This window comes from Mesorhizobium sp. BR1-1-13 (assembly GCF_020165515.1).
Lineage (GTDB): Bacteria > Pseudomonadota > Alphaproteobacteria > Rhizobiales > Rhizobiaceae > Mesorhizobium.
The window spans coordinates 322,519-337,978 of the sequence record NZ_JAIUIH010000004.1; the positions used below are offsets into that span (position 1 = coordinate 322,519).

General features: G+C 62.7%; 12 protein-coding genes. 3 read left to right on the plus strand and 9 right to left on the minus strand.

Going from position 1 to position 15,460, the window contains the following annotated elements:
* Positions 1-4 precede the first annotated feature (4 nt).
* Genes LB533_RS12260 through LB533_RS12270 form a run of 3 tightly spaced genes read left to right on the plus strand, consistent with a single transcriptional unit; the run spans position 5 to position 6,095 of the window.
* Positions 5-2,458 carry an FAD-dependent oxidoreductase gene (locus tag LB533_RS12260; protein WP_140639062.1) on the plus strand — a complete coding sequence of 818 codons (2,454 nt, stop codon included), beginning with the start codon at positions 5-7 and terminating at the stop codon, positions 2,456-2,458.
* Complete coding sequence (locus LB533_RS12265; RefSeq protein WP_140639063.1) at positions 2,458-3,639, plus strand: pyridoxal phosphate-dependent aminotransferase; 1,182 nt, start codon at positions 2,458-2,460, stop codon at positions 3,637-3,639. Before LB533_RS12260 ends, LB533_RS12265 begins: the two co-directional genes overlap by 1 nt.
* Complete coding sequence (locus tag LB533_RS12270) at positions 3,636-6,095, plus strand: FAD-dependent oxidoreductase (RefSeq protein ID WP_140639064.1); 2,460 nt, start codon at positions 3,636-3,638, stop codon at positions 6,093-6,095. Before LB533_RS12265 ends, LB533_RS12270 begins: the two co-directional genes overlap by 4 nt.
* 398 nt (positions 6,096-6,493) lie before the next feature.
* Here the strand turns inward: LB533_RS12270 and LB533_RS12275 are convergent, their stop codons facing one another.
* From LB533_RS12275 to LB533_RS12315, 9 genes are all read right to left on the minus strand, one after another.
* Positions 6,494-7,252 carry a hypothetical protein gene (locus LB533_RS12275; RefSeq protein ID WP_140639065.1) on the minus strand — a complete coding sequence of 253 codons (759 nt, stop codon included), beginning with the start codon at positions 7,250-7,252 and terminating at the stop codon, positions 6,494-6,496.
* Entirely contained in the window at positions 7,245-7,775 is a 531-nt protein-coding gene (locus tag LB533_RS12280; RefSeq protein ID WP_140639066.1) for a hypothetical protein, read from the minus strand. The genes LB533_RS12275 and LB533_RS12280 overlap by 8 nt, the downstream gene beginning before the upstream one ends.
* Before the next feature lie 861 nt (positions 7,776-8,636).
* A complete protein-coding gene (locus LB533_RS12285) occupies positions 8,637-9,224 on the minus strand; it encodes an NAD(P)H-dependent oxidoreductase (protein WP_140639067.1) in 588 nt (195 codons plus the stop codon).
* Positions 9,224-9,805, minus strand: coding sequence for an NAD(P)H-dependent oxidoreductase (locus tag LB533_RS12290; RefSeq protein WP_140639068.1), 582 nt, complete (start codon positions 9,803-9,805; stop codon positions 9,224-9,226). The genes LB533_RS12285 and LB533_RS12290 overlap by 1 nt, the downstream gene beginning before the upstream one ends.
* 205 nt (positions 9,806-10,010) lie before the next feature.
* Complete coding sequence (locus tag LB533_RS12295) at positions 10,011-11,414, minus strand: FAD-binding oxidoreductase (RefSeq protein WP_140639069.1); 1,404 nt, start codon at positions 11,412-11,414, stop codon at positions 10,011-10,013.
* Positions 11,414-12,715, minus strand: a complete 1,302-nt coding sequence (locus LB533_RS12300; protein ID WP_140639070.1) for a cytosine deaminase — start codon at positions 12,713-12,715, stop codon at positions 11,414-11,416. Before LB533_RS12300 ends, LB533_RS12295 begins: the two co-directional genes overlap by 1 nt.
* Positions 12,716-12,745: 30 nt before the next feature.
* Positions 12,746-13,594 carry an ABC transporter permease gene (locus LB533_RS12305; protein ID WP_140639071.1) on the minus strand — a complete coding sequence of 283 codons (849 nt, stop codon included), beginning with the start codon at positions 13,592-13,594 and terminating at the stop codon, positions 12,746-12,748.
* On the minus strand, positions 13,581-14,411 hold the full coding sequence (locus tag LB533_RS12310) for an ABC transporter ATP-binding protein (protein ID WP_140639072.1): 831 nt from the start codon (positions 14,409-14,411) through the stop codon (positions 13,581-13,583). The genes LB533_RS12305 and LB533_RS12310 overlap by 14 nt, the downstream gene beginning before the upstream one ends.
* An 11-nt stretch (positions 14,412-14,422) precedes the next feature.
* Entirely contained in the window at positions 14,423-15,427 is a 1,005-nt protein-coding gene (locus LB533_RS12315) for an ABC transporter substrate-binding protein (RefSeq protein ID WP_140639073.1), read from the minus strand.
* Positions 15,428-15,460: the final 33 nt, after the last annotated feature.

Consider the following 15,460-nt stretch of genomic DNA (forward strand, 5'->3'; position numbering starts at 1 on the left):
AAACATGGCCGGTTTGCCGAGCACGGCACGCGTGGTGATCATCGGAGGCGGTGTCGTCGGCGCCTCCTCGCTCTACCATCTCGCCAAGGCGGGCTGGACCGACTGCGTTCTCCTGGAAAAGAACGAACTCACCTCCGGCTCGACCTGGCATGCCGCCGGCAATGTGCCGACCTTCTCCTCGTCCTGGTCGCTGATGAACATGCAGCGCTATTCGACCGAGCTCTATCGCGGGCTGGCCGAGGCCGTCGACTATCCCATGAACTATCATGTCACCGGCTCGCTGCGGCTTGCCCACACGCAAGAGCGCATGCAGGAGTTCCAGCGCGCCAAGGGCATGGGCCGCTACCAGGGCATGGACCTCGATGTCGTCGGCACGGACGAGATCAAGCGCCGCTATCCCTTCATCGAGACTCATGAGCTGAAAGGCGCCCTCTACGACCCGAGCGACGGCGACATAGACCCGGCGCAGCTGACCCAGGCGCTGGCCAAGGGCGCGCGCGACATGGGTGCTAAAATCATCCGCTTCTGCCCCGTCACCAGCGTGCACCGCGAAAGGGACGAATGGGTGGTCGTGACGCCGCAAGGCGAGATCCGCTGCGAGATCGTCGTCAACGCCGCCGGCTACCGTGCCGCCGAAGTCGGAAAAATGTTCGGCCGCGAAGTGCCGATGATGGTGATGAGCCATCAGTACATATTGTTCGAGGAAATCCCCGAACTCGCCGCATGGTCGAAGGACCAGGGCAGGAAACTGCCGCTGCTGCGCGACGTCGACACTTCCTACTATCTGCGCCAGGAAAAGAACGGCATGAATCTGGGCCCCTATGAGCGCAATTGCCGTGCGCACTGGGCAACCCACAACGATCCGATGCCGGAGGATTTTTCCTTCCAGCTTTTCCCCGACGATCTCGACCGGCTGGAGCATTATCTGGCCGACGCCGTCGCCCGCGTGCCGATCCTGGGTACCGCCGGCCTGTCCAAGGTCATCAACGGCCCGATTCCCTATGCGCCGGACGGCAATCCGCTGATCGGGCCGATGCCGGGCGTCCCCAACGCCTTCGAGGCCTGCGTCTTCACCTTCGGCATCGCGCAAGGCGGCGGTGCAGGCAAGGTGTTGGCGGAATGGGTCACTGAGGGCCAGACCGAATGGGACATGTGGTCCTGCGACCCGCGCCGCTTCACGTCCTTCGCTTCGGCTCCGGATTACTGCGTTGCCAAAGGCATGGAGATCTACGGCAACGAATACGCCATCCAGTTTCCACGTCATGCCTGGCCGGCGGGACGCGACAGGAAATTGTCGCCGATCCATGATCGCATCAAGGCGTTCGGCGCCCGCTTCGACGCCTATAATGGCTGGGAGCGCGCCACCTGGTATGCGCAGGATGGTGACGACGTCTCCGAGGAAGCAACGCTCACCTTCCGTCGCGACGGGCCGTGGCAGCACCGCGTGCGCGAGGAATGCCTGGCCGTTCGCGACGCCGCCGGCATCCTCGACCTCCCGGGTTTTTCGCGCTTCAACCTCGAAGGTCCGGGCGCCGCCGAATGGCTGAGCCGGCAAGTGACCGGCCTCGTGCCGAAGCCCGGCCGCATCGGTCTCGTCTATTTCTCCGACGACAAGGGCCGCATCGTCACTGAAATGTCGGTGGTGCGCCATGGCGAGGAGTCCATGACGCTGATCACTGCGGCGGTTGCGCAATGGCATGACTTCGAATGGCTGAAATCGCACATGCCCAAGGATGCGACCTTCAAGCTGATCGACCGGACCGAGGAATTCTCCACCCAAATCCTGGCCGGCCCCAAGTCGCGGGAAATCCTCGCAGCCGTCTGCGAGGCCGACCTGACCTTGCCCTGGCTGACGCATCAGGAAACAAAGATCGCCGGGCGCTGGGCGAAGCTGGTACGCGTCTCCTTCGCCGGCGAACTCGGCTGGGAAATCCACACCAGGGTCGATGACACCGCCGCCATTTTCGACGCTATCTGCGCGGTGGGGCAGCCGCACGGCCTGAAACCATTCGGCATGTACGCGCTGGATTCGCTGCGGCTCGAAAAGGGCTACCGCACCTGGAAGGGTGACCTTTCGACCGACTATTCGATCCTGCAAGGCGGGCTCGAGCGCTTCGTCAAATGGGACAAGCCCGAGTTCCGCGGCAAGGCAGCGCTGCAGAACGAGAAACAGCAGGGCGTCAGGAAGCGCTTCGTCACGCTAGTGGTGGAAAACCCCGGCGATTGCGACGCGCCCTACATGTCGACGCTGTGGCATGACGGCCAGATCGTCGGCGAGACGACGTCGGGCGGCTGGGGCCATCGCGTCGGCAAGTCGATCGCGCTCGGCATGCTGCGTGCCGATCTGACCGAGCCCGGCACCGCCGTGGAGGTCGAGATCTTCGGCGACCGTTTCAAGGCAGTGGTGCAGAAGGATGAGCCCTTGTGGGATCCGAAGAACGAAAGGTTGAGAGCCTGATGCCAAAACCATCATCGCGCATTTCAGGCATCGTGCCGTCGGGCAAGGATGGCTGGGAAGTCCACTTCGCCGCATGGGCCCGCAAGGAGGCCGGCGAGGACATCATCATGCTGTCGGTCGGCGATCACGATTTCGATACGCCTTCCGAAACGATCGAGGCCTGCGTGACCGCGGTTCGCGGCAGCAATCACCACTACACCCCCCTGCCCGGCCTGCCGCGCCTGCGCGGGGCCATGGCGGCGGCCTCGGTCGCCTGCACGGGCGTCGGGACGACGCCGGACCAGGTCATCGCCACGCCGGGCGGCCAGGCGGCGCTCTACGCCGCCGTGCAGGCCGTGCTCGACCCGGGCGACCACGCCATCGTGGTTGCGCCATACTACGCGACCTACCCCAACACCTTCAGCGCCGCGGGCGCGACCTTCACGGTTGTCGAGACCCCGGCCGAGGATGGTTTCCAGCCACGCGCCGACATGATCCGCGCGGCACTTCGGCCGAATACGCGCGCCATCCTGATCAACACGCCGAACAACCCGACCGGAGCCGTCTATTCGCGCGAACGGCTGGAACAGCTGGCCGAGGTCTGCCGCGAGCACGATTTGTGGCTGCTGTCCGACGAAGTCTATTGGACGCTCGGCGGCGGCGAGCACATCTCGCCGCGTTCCCTGCCCGGCATGGCCGAGCGCACGCTGGTCATCAATTCCATGTCCAAAAGCCACGGCATGACCGGTTGGCGCATGGGCTGGCTGACCGGCCCGAGCGAGATGATCTCGCTGCTGACCAACCTCAATCTGGTGACGACCTACGGCCTGCCGGCCTTCATCTCGATCGCCTGCACCGAGGCGCTGGAGAAGGGTTATGGCGTGAAGGAAATTGCCGAACGCTACGCGGCGCGACGCGCCGTCCTGCTCGACGCCGTGCGCGGCATGAACAATGTCGGCGTGCGCGGCTCCGAAGGCGGCATGTATGTCATGCTCGACATATCGGCCGTCGAATCCGACGACGAGAAGTTCGCCTTCGCCTTCCTTGACAAGGAGAAGGTCGGCGTCATGCCCGGCTCCAGCTTCGGCGAGGCCGCAGCAGGCCATATCCGCGTCAGCCTGTGCCAGCCGGAACCCGTCTTGCGGGAAGCAGCACTTAGGCTGCGCCGCTTTGTCTCCAGCTATCGCCGCGAGGCAGCATGAACATCCCTTCCCCCAGAACCATTCCCGCCAAGGCAAGAGCCGTCATCATCGGCGGCGGCGTTTCCGGCTGCTCGGTCGCCTATCACCTGGCCAAGCTCGGCTGGACCGACATCGTGTTGCTGGAGCGTAAGCAACTGACCTCGGGCACGACATGGCACGCCGCCGGCCTGATCGGCCAGTTGCGCGGCTCCCAGAACATGACGCGGCTGGCGAAATATTCGGCCGACCTCTACGTCAAGCTGGAAGCCGAGACCGAGGTCGGCACCGGCATGCGCCAGGTCGGCTCGATCACCGTCGCCCTGACCGAGGAGCGCAAGCACGAGATCTACCGGCAGGCGTCACTCGCCCGCGCCTTCGATGTCGACGTGCGCGAGATTTCGCCCAGGGAAGTCAAGGAGATGTACCCGCATCTCAACGTGTCCGACGTCGTCGGCGCCGTGCATCTGCCGCTCGATGGCCAGTGCGACCCGGCCAACATCGCCATGGCGCTGGCCAAGGGCGCGCGCCAGCGCGGCGCCACCATCGTGGAGAATGTGAGGGTCACCAAGGTCCACACCAGGAACGGCCGCGTCACCGGCGTGTCCTGGGCGCAGGGCGAGGAGCAAGGCACGATCGAGGCCGACATCGTCGTCAACTGCGCCGGCATGTGGGCGCGCGAACTGGGCGCCCAGAACGGCGTCACCATCCCGCTGCACGCCTGCGAGCATTTTTACCTCGTCACCGAGCCGATCCCGGGGCTGAGCCGCCTGCCGGTGCTGCGCGTACCCGACGAGTGTGCCTACTACAAGGAAGATGCCGGCAAGATGATGCTCGGCGCCTTCGAGCCGGTGGCCAAGCCGTGGGGCATGGACGGCATAAGCGAGGATTTCTGCTTCGACCAGTTGCCTGAGGACATGGACCATTTCGAGCCGATCCTGGAAATGGGCGTCAACCGCATGCCGATGCTGGCCACCGCCGGCATCCATACCTTCTTCAACGGCCCCGAAAGTTTTACGCCCGACGACCGCTACTATCTCGGCGAGGCGCCGGAACTGCGGGGCTACTGGATGGCGACCGGCTACAATTCGATCGGCATCGTCTCGTCAGGCGGCGCCGGCATGGCGCTGGCGCAGTGGATCAACGACGGTGAGGCACCGTTTGACCTGTGGGAAGTCGACATCCGCCGGGCCCAGCCTTTCCAGAAGAACCGCCGCTACCTCGAGGAGCGTGTCTCCGAAACGCTCGGCCTGCTCTATGCCGATCATTTCCCCTATCGCCAGGTGGTAACGTCGCGCGGCGTGCGCCGTTCGCCCCTGCACGAACATCTGAAGGCGCGCGGCGCCGTGTTCGGCGAAGTCGCCGGCTGGGAGCGCGCCAACTGGTTCGCGCGCGAAGGCCAGGAGCGCGAATACCGCTATTCCTGGAAGCGGCAGAACTGGTTCGACAACCAGCGCGAGGAGCACCTCGCCGTCCGCAACAAGGTCGGCCTGTTCGACATGACCTCGTTCGGCAAGATCCGCGTCGAGGGCCGCGACGCCTGCGCCTTCCTGCAAAAACTGTGCGCCAACGACATGGACGTGGCGCCCGGCAAGATCGTCTACACGCAGATGCTCAACCGGCGCGGCGGCATCGAGAGCGATCTGACGGTGTCGCGCCTGTCGGACACCGCCTACTTCCTCGTCGTGCCTGGTGCGACGCTGCAGCGCGACCTCGCCTGGCTGCGCAAGCACCTTACGGACGAATTCGTCGTCGTCACCGATGTCACCGCTGCCGAAAGCGTGCTCTGCCTGATGGGCCCGGATGCGCGAAAATTGATCCAGAAGGTCAGCCCCAACGACTTCTCCAACGAGAACAACCCGTTTGGCACCTTCCAGGAGATCGAGATCGGCATGGGCCTCGCCCGCGCCCACCGTGTCACTTATGTCGGCGAACTTGGCTGGGAGCTCTATGTTTCGACCGACCAGGCGGCCCATGTCTTCGAGGCAATCGATGCGGCCGGTGCCGATGTCGGGCTGAAGCTGTGCGGCCTGCATACACTCGATTCCTGCCGCATCGAAAAAGCCTTCCGCCATTTCGGCCACGACATCACCGACGAGGACAACGTGCTGGAAGCCGGTCTCGGCTTCGCGGTGAAGACGGCCAAAGGCGATTTCATCGGCCGCGACGCGGTGTTGAAGAAGAAGGAAGCTGGAGTGAGCCGCCGGCTGGTCCAGTTCCGGCTGAAGGACCCGCAGCCGCTGCTCTTCCACAATGAGGCGATCCTGCGCGACGGAAAGATCGTCGGCCCGATCACCTCAGGCAATTACGGCCACCATCTCGGCGGCGCGATCGGGCTGGGCTATGTGCCCTGCCAGGGCGAGACCGAGGCGGATGTGCTGGCCTCGTCCTATGAGATCGAGATCGCCGGCGAGCGCTTCGCGGCGGAGGCGTCGCTGAAGCCGATGTATGACCCGAAGGCGGAAAGGGTGAAGATGTAGCGGCGCTTTTTCCTTCTCCCCTTGTGGGGAGGTGCGCGATTAGATGGGTCAACGCCGAGGCGCACATCAACAACCAGGGACCCGGGTTGCCCTGTTCCAGACTTTGCCCGGCGCGGGCCAACATCGTCGCCGCCACGGCCGATGCTGAGCAGCCGTCACTGCACCTACTCGAGCGCGAGCCTCGCGGTATGACCGCTATCGTCCAGTCGGGCCTGGCCGTGGCCTGCCTTGCATTGTGCAGCGTCCCGCCCTCGTTGAAGATCATTGGCGACGCGGAAGGACTGCCATCGTGGAATACCTTGAGATTGGCATCCTACGCGCCAACGCGGCCGAGAATGTAGCTGCCGATCGCCTGGAGGCAGCCATCCGGCGCGACTTGGCTTAAATGCGCCGGAGGGTCAGGATTTTGGTGCTTTCATCAAGGCTTGGATTTCGCCGACCGCCGCGGAATACCCGGCCTGTGTGAGCCGGAATCCGGTCTTCGCGTCGCCGTGTACGAGTTTTTCTGTCCTCAATTCCCCAAGGCGATTTCGCACGGACCCAGCACTTCTTGCACTCATCGTCTTGAGAATATCAGCGCTCGGCACCCGCTCCGGATAGCGGCTATGGAGCAAAATCAGGATTTCGCCTTTAACCGAGGTATCGGCATGGACGAGGTAGGTGCCATCAATTTCCTCGACCAGCGTGCCCAACGGAGCCTGCACCAGTTCGATAAGTTTACCGGCTTCCTCCATCGAAACGCCGGTGGCATTTCTCAAGAGTTCCGCGGTGATCCATGCGGCGCCCTGGTGCACGAAAGCTAGGTCGAATCTGTTCGGGTCGACCGGGTTCTTGTGCGCGATATTGCGCTTATTCCGAAGTGTGTAGATAGATCGCGCAATGCGGCTCGCGCAAATGCGCAACCCTTCCGGAATGACCGTTTCATTTTCAACGGTTTTGCTGAGATAGGCGTCGACGTCGGGCTTGGCGTCGTATTTGCCTTTCGCCATGTATTGAAGGCATTGCACGAACGTCTCAACAAACTTCCCGGGCGATGCCCGCTCGAGGGTCAGCGTCGTTGCGTCCTGGCGGACCTTCACGAAGTCAATGCACAGCTCCTTTGTCAGGACTTCACCGAGAAGTCCTGACAGCGCCTGGGCAAGGCGTTCTTCATCCATTGATCATAGCCTCGACTGCCTTGACCCCGGCCACAGTGATTTTATAGACCTTGCGGGCCTGCTGGCTCTTGCCGCTTTTCTTAAGCTGAAGCGCAAGTGCCGGTTTCTGATTCTTCAAAGATTCAATGGCCGCAGTGACGTTGGCCAGACCCTGGCCCAGGTGCTTCAATTCCTTGTTGGCCGACTGGCTGTCGAAGTTTTCGGCGCCTTGGCAAACCTGGAGCCAATAGCCGGCAATCAAGGCCTTGTCGCCGTTCGTTTTCGGTTGGGTAGCGTCGTAGAGCTCGGCAACGGAACCGTAGGTGGTTGCCTCAGCAATTTCCGGCTCCGCTGCCGGTTCGGAGCCAGCTGCAGGCTCGGCCGCGGCTGCTGCAGCCCGGCTCGCGTTATGGACGATTTCCAACCTCGCAACGATGTAATTGACAACCCGGCTGCGCGCGTCGTCGTCGAGGGGTTCCAGAGCATTGTAAAGCGTCTGCATCGCCGAAAATTCCGCATCGGCAGCGTTAGGCTGATCAGTCATTTCGATTCTCCAAGCTACAATGCCATTTAGATATTGGTGCGATCTACAAAATGCAAGATGATCGCTTTCACGTATTCTCCATGCTCAGGCAATTTCACTTCGTCGCGGACCGGCGTTTTATAGCTGAATTGACAGCATATTTTTCAACGTGTGGCTATAGCTCGATGCGAATGGCTTGTAAAAGCCTGCGTTTAGGGAAATTCATAACCTGCCTTTGTCGAGCGCAAAAAATGATAGTTGATCATACATATCAATAAGTTATGGTTCCTATACCTTTCTGCCGACCATGACATTTCGGAAAAGAGAGATTCAGTTCTCCTTTATACATCTATTTAAAGCCTTGGCGTTGTGCGCCGGGCTCCATCTCGTTGAGGCCGTTAAATCGGGTGCGAACCCACGGGACGATTCCGGTGGATAAGTTCAATCGTATATAATCTAAAGTCAGCCAAGCGCGGCCTGCGTGGGGATGAGCGGCGCACGCTCACCAAGGACCAAATCCGCAAGAAGTAGCGGCTTGTGGTTTTCGCCGCCGAAGGCGATCCCCCTGCTATCCTGGCAGCACGGTGCTGCAGAATCTGCTAGGCATCGAAAATCAGGACGAGATCGACGAATTCGAGCTGGCGCTGTTTCTAAGGCGCCGATGAGCCCCTGCCCGCGGGCAACCCCGGATTATCACCACTATCTCGCCCTGCATCATCACCTGTTCCAGGACGTCTATTCGTGGGCCGGATAGGTTCGCTCGATCCAGACCAAACACACTTAGCGAAGGTGGCCCGAAAGGCCGAATGAGGGGCGGCCCCAGCCTCTCGCAGTTAGCGCAGGCGCCATCATCTCCCGTGAACGGGGCGAAGAAAGCTGTTTCTAAAACCGCTCCAGCTTTGTCCGCACTTTCGCCAGAAACGCCGCCCTCGTCTTCGGCGTCGAGGCGTCCATCAGATAGTGCGCCAGGAAGAAGGTCCGGCAGCGCGTGGCGCAGAGCGCCCGCATGCCGCGCAGCAAGGTCTTGCGCCCGGGCTGGCCGACGACGACGCTCCACCAGGTCGGCGCGCCGCAGGTGGTGATGACGCCAACTTTGGTCACATGCCGCATCAGCGATTTGATCCGCCCCTTGCCGGCCGGCAGCTTGAAGGCGACGTCCGTCGCCCACACCCGGTCGAGCCAGCCCTTCAGCATCGCCGGCAGCCCGTACCACCAGGTCGGATAGACGAACAGGATCGCCTCGGCCCAGTTGAGCAGCTCGAAATGCGGCTTCAGCGCAAGGTCCTGCGGCGCCTGGTCGTTGTAGAAACGCCGTTCCTCGCAGCTCATCACCGGATCGAACTTCTCGGCGTAGAGATCGAGCAGCCGCACCTCCCAGCCCCTTCGCGTCAGCACCTCCACAGCGGTGTCGCGGATAGCGGCGCAAAAACTCTCCGGCACCGGATGGCAATAAACCACCAGCGCGCGCATCAGAATCTGTCCATGCTGGCAATGACCTTGGCCAAGAACGCCTTGCGCGTCTCGTCGGTCGAAAGGTTCATCGAATAATGCGCCAGATAGTAAACGGGAGCACCCGGCTTGACCGTGGCACGCAGCACGCGCTTGACCAGTTTGCGCGGCGGGTCGCCCATCAGCAGGGCGCGGAACCGGCTGCCGCCATAGGTGGTAACCGCCGCGATCTTCCTGATGTTATGCAGCGACGGCTGCGCCTTGCCGTCGATCAGCTTGAAAGACACGCCGGGCAGGAAGACGCGGTCGAAGAACCCTTTCAGGATTGCCGGAAAGCCGTAATTCCAGACCGGATAGGAAAGCACCAGCGCATCGGCGCGCAGCAGGCGGTCGACATACGGCGCCGCAGGGTCGGCGGAACCGCGCGGATTGTGATAGTCCAGCCGTTCTTGGCGAGAGAGCCGCGGGTCGAAATCCTCGGCATAGAGATCGCAGTCGTCAATCGCATGGCCGGCAGCCGTCAGTCGCTCGACGATCGTCCGGTGCAGGCCGGCATTGAAGCTGGTCTCGACCGGATGGGCGTGGAGGACGAGGATGTTCACGGGAAGATATCCCGAAGGTCAGCGCGAGGCGTCCCCCTCCGCCCTGCCGGCCATCTCCCCCTCAAGGGGGGAGATTGGCAGCCCTTACGCCGCGCCTGTGCTTCCAACGTTGGAGACAGGCGAAAGCGGTGGCGCGAATAATCTCCCCCCTTGAGGGGGAGATGGCCGGCAGGCCACAGGGGGGCGTTCAGGCGCGAACCTCTCCTCATCCCACCCTCTGCAGCCCCTTGAACAGAAAAGTCCGTCCCGAACAGTAGTCATAATCCGGGTTTTCCCAGGCGATCATCTTGCCGGGATTGAGCAGGCCTTGCGGATCGGTCTCGCGTTTGAAGGCGAGTTGCACCGCATCGGTCTGCTTCATGCCGCCCTCTTCCAGCGTGTAACGATGCGGGTTGAAGATCGGGCAGCCATTGTCCTCATGCAGGCGGATGATCTCGTCGAGCCGTGCCTCGGTGGTGAACTTCACCAGCGGCAGGCCGAAGCAGGTGATGTTGCCGTCCAGCCGCACGAATTCCAGATGCGAGAAGACTTCGCCCGGAAACATCGCGTCCATCTTCTCGACCAGCGCGAGCTGATTGGGAAAGGGATAGAGCGACTGCAGATAGGTGATGTCGGGGTCGACCCGCAGTGCCCTGAGCGTCGTGTGGTTCCAGGCCAGCTCATAGGCCGGCGGCAGGCCCTTTTTCTCGTCCGGCGTCGCCGTGGCGGCGTTGAAAGTAACCTGGCCGCCGGTGCGCCGCGTGAAGGCAAGGAACGCGTCCAGCCCGTGCCGCGCCACCATGACGACGCAGATGCTCTGCCCATCCTTCAGGAATTTCTGGTGCCGTTTGAAATAGAGCTGCGGCACGGGTGCCGCGATCGGCGTGATCAGCTTGGTCAGGATGCCGTCCTGGCAGGCCAGTGCGTTGCCGTAGCGCGCCGCATCCATGAAGGCGTCAAAGCCGACAATGACGTCGATCCACTCATAGGCCGCGGTCAGCGGCATTTCGACTTCCGTGATGATGCCGTTGGTGCCGTAGGCGTGCGTCACCTTGTGCAAATCCTCGCCCGTGAGTTCGAGCACCCTCGGCTCGGCCTCCATGGTCACCACGCGCAGGCGCAGCACGTTGCCGAAATCACGCAAGCCGCCGAAATTGATCGAACCGACGCCGCCCGAACCGCCGGCGATGAAGCCGCCGATCGAGGCGGTGTTGTAGGTGGAGGGTGAGAGCCTGAGTTCCTGCCCTGAATGCGCCCGCGTTGCCTTGTCAATGTCGGCCAGCACCGCGCCCGGCCCGGTCACCACGCGCCCCGGCGCGATCGACTTGATCTCTTTCATGTCGGCGAGATTGAGCACCACGCCGCCCGAGAGCGGCATCGCCTGGCCGTAATTGCCGGTCCCGCTGCCGCGTGGTGTCACCGGCACGCCATGCCGGTGACAGGAGGCAAGCACGCGGATCAACTCGGCCTCGGTCTTCGGCGTAACGACCAGGTCGCCGGTGACGTGATCGAGCTGCCGTTTCAGCACAGGGCTGTACCAGTAGAAATCGCGGCTCTTCTGCTGGACGATGGCCGGATTGTCGTCGAGCTTTATCCCGTCGAGATCGCGTTTCAGCGCGGCGATATCCATCAGTCCACCATCAGCTCGTCGAGTTCGGCATAGTCGGGCAGTTGCCGGTCGATCGCGCGCCCAGCGCGCACGACGATGCGATCCGATTCGGGCCGCGACAGCAATTCCGTCCAGCTGCGGCCCTTGAAGACAATGAAATCGGCATCGCCGCCGGCGGCAAGCGTGCCGAAACCATCGAGCCGCATCACATCAGCCGGCGTTGCCGTGACGGCCTGCGGCCAATCGGCGACCGGATGATCGAAATGCAGGATGCGCGTCGCCATGCGATAGACCTCCAGCATGTCGAGATCGCCATAGGCATAGAACGGATCGCGGGTATTGTCGGAAGCGACCGCGACCGGGATGCCCCTCGCCTTCATCTCATGCAGCAGCGTCACCCCGCGCCAGCGGGGCGTGGTTTGATCGCGCCGCCGGTCCTGCAGATAAAGATTGCACATTGGCAGCGAGACGATCGCCAGCCCGGCTTTTGCCACCTTGTCAAGCGTGTCCAGCACCTCGAGGTCCGGCTGGCGCGCCAGCGAACAGCAATGGCCGACGAGGATCTTGCCCTCGAAGCCGTTCCACAGCGACGCCTCGGCGATCTTCTTCAGCGAGATCGCCGCGATGTCGTCGGTCTCGTCGGCATGGAAATCGAGATCGAGGCCATGCTTGATGGCTTGGGCGAAGACATGGTCGAGCAGTTCTTCCAGATCCGGCACCATATAGGTGACGACGCCAAGCACGCCCTTGGCGGCGGCCACCCTTTTTGCCAGCCTGTCGAACCAATTCTTGTCGCGCACGCCCTCGACGCCGATCAGGCAGGCGCCCTGCAACTCGATGCGGCCGCGCCACCTCTCGCGCATCGTCTCGAACACCGGCCAGGAGATTTCCTCTTGCGGCGGGACACTGTCCAGATGCGTGCGCAGTGCCCTGGTGCCATGCGCGTAGGCGCAGCGCAGCGAGAAATCCATGCGCCGCGCCACGTCCTCGGCACTCCAGCGGGCAGTGCGGTCGGCACCTGTGGCATTCAGCGCCCCCATGAAAGTGCCGTCGGGATTGGGTTTTCGCGGCCAGATATGGCCTTTGTCGATATGTGTGTGGCAGTCGACGAAGCACGGTAGGACGATACGGCCGCCGAGGTCGATCGCATCGGCAGGTGCGTTCGATCTGCCAGGAACGGCAATGCTGGACATCTTGCCGTCGGCCACCGCGATGTCGGCGAGTGCGAAACCGTCGCTGTCGAAGGGCGCGGCAAGGTCAGGCGTAACGGACCGATGAACGCGTGCGTTGGCAAGCTGGTAGTAACCAGAGGCTGGTATCAAGGCCTGCCCCCCTCTGTCCTGCCGGACATCTCACCGCTCCTGCTTCAGCGCGCTCTCGTGCCAGCGCCGCAAAATGAGATGCGAAATCAGCGACAGCACGAGGAAGATCAGGATGCCGGTCAGCGAGATCAGGAACAGCGCCGCGAACAGCCTGGGCGCGTTCAGCCGGTAGCCGGCCTCGATGATGCGCGAGGCGAGCCCCGACGACTGGCCGGTAGCGCCGGCGACGAACTCGGCTACCACGGCGCCGATCAGCGACAGGCCGCCGGCGATCTTCAGCCCGCCGAGGAAATACGGCATCGCCGCCGGCAGCCTGAGATAGCGCAATTGCTGCCAACGCGTCGCGCCGTTGAGCTTGAACAGGTCGCGCAGATTGCGGTCGACCGAGTTGAGGCCGAGGGTGGTGTTGGAGAGGATCGGAAAGAAGGCCACAATCCAGGCGCAGAGCAGAAGCTTGGTCGTCTGGTTGTCGACATAGATGTTGATCAGCGGGAAGATGGCCACGATCGGCGTCACCTGCAGCACGATGGCGAAGGGAAAGAACGACATCTCCACCCATTTCGATTGCGCAAACAGCACCGCCAGCCCGACCCCACCGATGACGGCAAGGAGCAGACTGAGGAAGGTGATGCGCAAGGTGACCAAAAGTGCGGAGAACAGCAGGCCGGCGTCGTTGTAGAGCGTCCCCAGCACCACGCCGGGACGCGGCAATATGTATTGCGGAATTTCGTTCCACACGCAGATGCGGTCCCACAGCCAGATCGCCAGGACCATGATCGCCAGCGGCAGGATCCAGCGGCCGATCCGCTCGAGCCGCTCCTGGCGCGCGCGGCGTGCTTCCTCGGGGTCGAGTTTCAATGCACCGTCAATGGCCGTCATGATGCGAGCCTGGAATTGAATTGATGGCTTTGACCAGCACGTCGGACGTCTGCCGGCACAGCGCCGCATAATCGGGTGAGGTGCGAAAGGCCTCGTCGCGCGGATAGGCCGCATCGATGGCAAGCTCGTCGAAGATCCTGCCTGGCCGCGCCGCCATCACGACAACCCTGTTGGACAGAAACACGCTTTCGAAGACGCTATGCGTGACGAAGACGACTGTGAAGCGCTCGTCCTGCCACAGCTCCAGGAGATCGTTGTTGAGCTTGAAGCGGGTGATTTCGTCGAGGGCCGCGAACGGCTCATCCATCAAAAGCACGCGCGGTTTGGTCACCAGGGCCCGGGCGATCGATACGCGCATCTTCATGCCGCCCGACAATTCGCGCGGCACGGCGTTCTCGAAGCCGGTGAGATGAACCCTTGCCAGCATCTCGGTCACCACCGGTGCCGCCTTGGCGCGGCTGACGCCCTTCAGTCTGAGCGGCAGCCAGACATTGTCGAAAACGCTGGCCCAGGGCAGCAATGTCGGCTCCTGGAACACGAAGCCGATGTTCGAGCGGTCGAGCGAACCGCCCGCACGCCAGTCGAGCATGCCGGAGGTCGGCGTCGCCAGGCCGGCGATCAGCCGTAGCGCCGTCGACTTGCCGCAGCCGGACGGCCCGAGCAGGCTGAGGAAATCCCCTTCCCGGATCGTCAGGTCGACGTCGGCGAGTGCCGTCACGCCATTGGAAAAGACCTTGCCGACGCCCCGCAGCGCCAACAATGCCGGAGCCGTGTCGGACCCGTTCGCCGGCGCCTGCGCCACCTGTTCCCGCAGCATGCCGGGACGGCCTATTTCTTCAGCTCGAGCCCGACGCCCTTGTTGACGAAGGCCAGCGTATAGGCCTTCGTGATGTCGATGCCTGCGGGCGTGACCTTGGCCTTGACCATCTTGTCGTAAAAACTCTTGATCCGCGCCTCGTTCATGGCGCCGATGCCGAGCTTCTCGGTGTCGCCGGAATCGGCCAGGCCGAACTTCTTCATCTGCTCGATCGAGAAAGCGATCTGCTCATCCGTCATGTCAGGATTGTCTTTCTTGATCATGTCGTTGGCGGCCTTGTTGTCGCCGTAGAGATACTTGTACCAGCCCTTGGCCGAGCCATCGACGAAGCACTGGACCACCTCCGGCTTCTTGTCGATCGTGTCCTGCATCACCTCGACCGTCGTCGAATAGGTGTCCCAGCCATAGTCGGCGAGCAGGAACTGGTTGGGCACGAAGCCGCCTTCCTTTTTGACCGCGAACGGCTCGGAGGTGACATAGCCTTGCTGGATCGACTTCTTGTTGGCGAGGAAGGGAGCTGTGTTGTAGGTGTAGGGCACGCGCTTGGCCGCGTCGAAGCCGAGTTCGATGATCATCCACTGGAAGAAGGTCTGCGCGCCCTCGTCGCCCAGAATGTACTGCTCGGCGTTCTTCAGGTCCTCCCATTTGTCCAGCCCCTCGCCGGGATGGGACATGATGACCTGCGGATCCTTCTGGAAATCGGCCGCCACCACGCGCATCGGAATGCCTTGCTGGACGGCGTCGAAGGCCGACAGCAGGTTGCCGCCCATGTAGAAATCGATCTTGCCGGCCAAGAGCATCGGCCGGCCGCTGACCTGCGGGCCGCCCTGCATGATGGTGACGTCGAGGCCGCATGCGGCATAGGTGCCGTCAGCCACGGCCTGGTAGTAGCCGCCATGTTCCGGCTCGGCCAGCCAGTTGGTGCCGAAGGTGACTTTTTCATTTGCCGCGGCACCAAGCGTGCTCGCCGCAAGCACGGCCACCGCCGCCACCGACATCTTCAGTTTTCCGTACATCGACACCACCACCCTTTGTTTGCTCCGGCGCGC

What these genes read in the sequence shown, in the direction of transcription:
- LB533_RS12305 (WP_140639071.1), bottom strand. Translation starts at nt 13,594, where the DNA reads ATGACGGCCATTGACGGTGCATTGAAACTCGACCCCGAGGAAGCACGC.
- LB533_RS12285 (WP_140639067.1), bottom strand. Translation starts at nt 9,224, where the DNA reads ATGCGCGCGCTGGTGGTTTATTGCCATCCGGTGCCGGAGAGTTTTTGC.
- LB533_RS12315 (WP_140639073.1), bottom strand. Translation starts at nt 15,427, where the DNA reads ATGTACGGAAAACTGAAGATGTCGGTGGCGGCGGTGGCCGTGCTTGCG.
- LB533_RS12275 (WP_140639065.1), bottom strand. Translation starts at nt 7,252, where the DNA reads ATGGATGAAGAACGCCTTGCCCAGGCGCTGTCAGGACTTCTCGGTGAA.
- LB533_RS12270 (WP_140639064.1), top strand. Translation starts at nt 3,636, where the DNA reads ATGAACATCCCTTCCCCCAGAACCATTCCCGCCAAGGCAAGAGCCGTC.
- LB533_RS12265 (WP_140639063.1), top strand. Translation starts at nt 2,458, where the DNA reads ATGCCAAAACCATCATCGCGCATTTCAGGCATCGTGCCGTCGGGCAAG.
- LB533_RS12280 (WP_140639066.1), bottom strand. Translation starts at nt 7,775, where the DNA reads ATGACTGATCAGCCTAACGCTGCCGATGCGGAATTTTCGGCGATGCAG.
- LB533_RS12310 (WP_140639072.1), bottom strand. Translation starts at nt 14,411, where the DNA reads ATGCTGCGGGAACAGGTGGCGCAGGCGCCGGCGAACGGGTCCGACACG.
- LB533_RS12295 (WP_140639069.1), bottom strand. Translation starts at nt 11,414, where the DNA reads ATGGATATCGCCGCGCTGAAACGCGATCTCGACGGGATAAAGCTCGAC.
- LB533_RS12260 (WP_140639062.1), top strand. Translation starts at nt 5, where the DNA reads ATGGCCGGTTTGCCGAGCACGGCACGCGTGGTGATCATCGGAGGCGGT.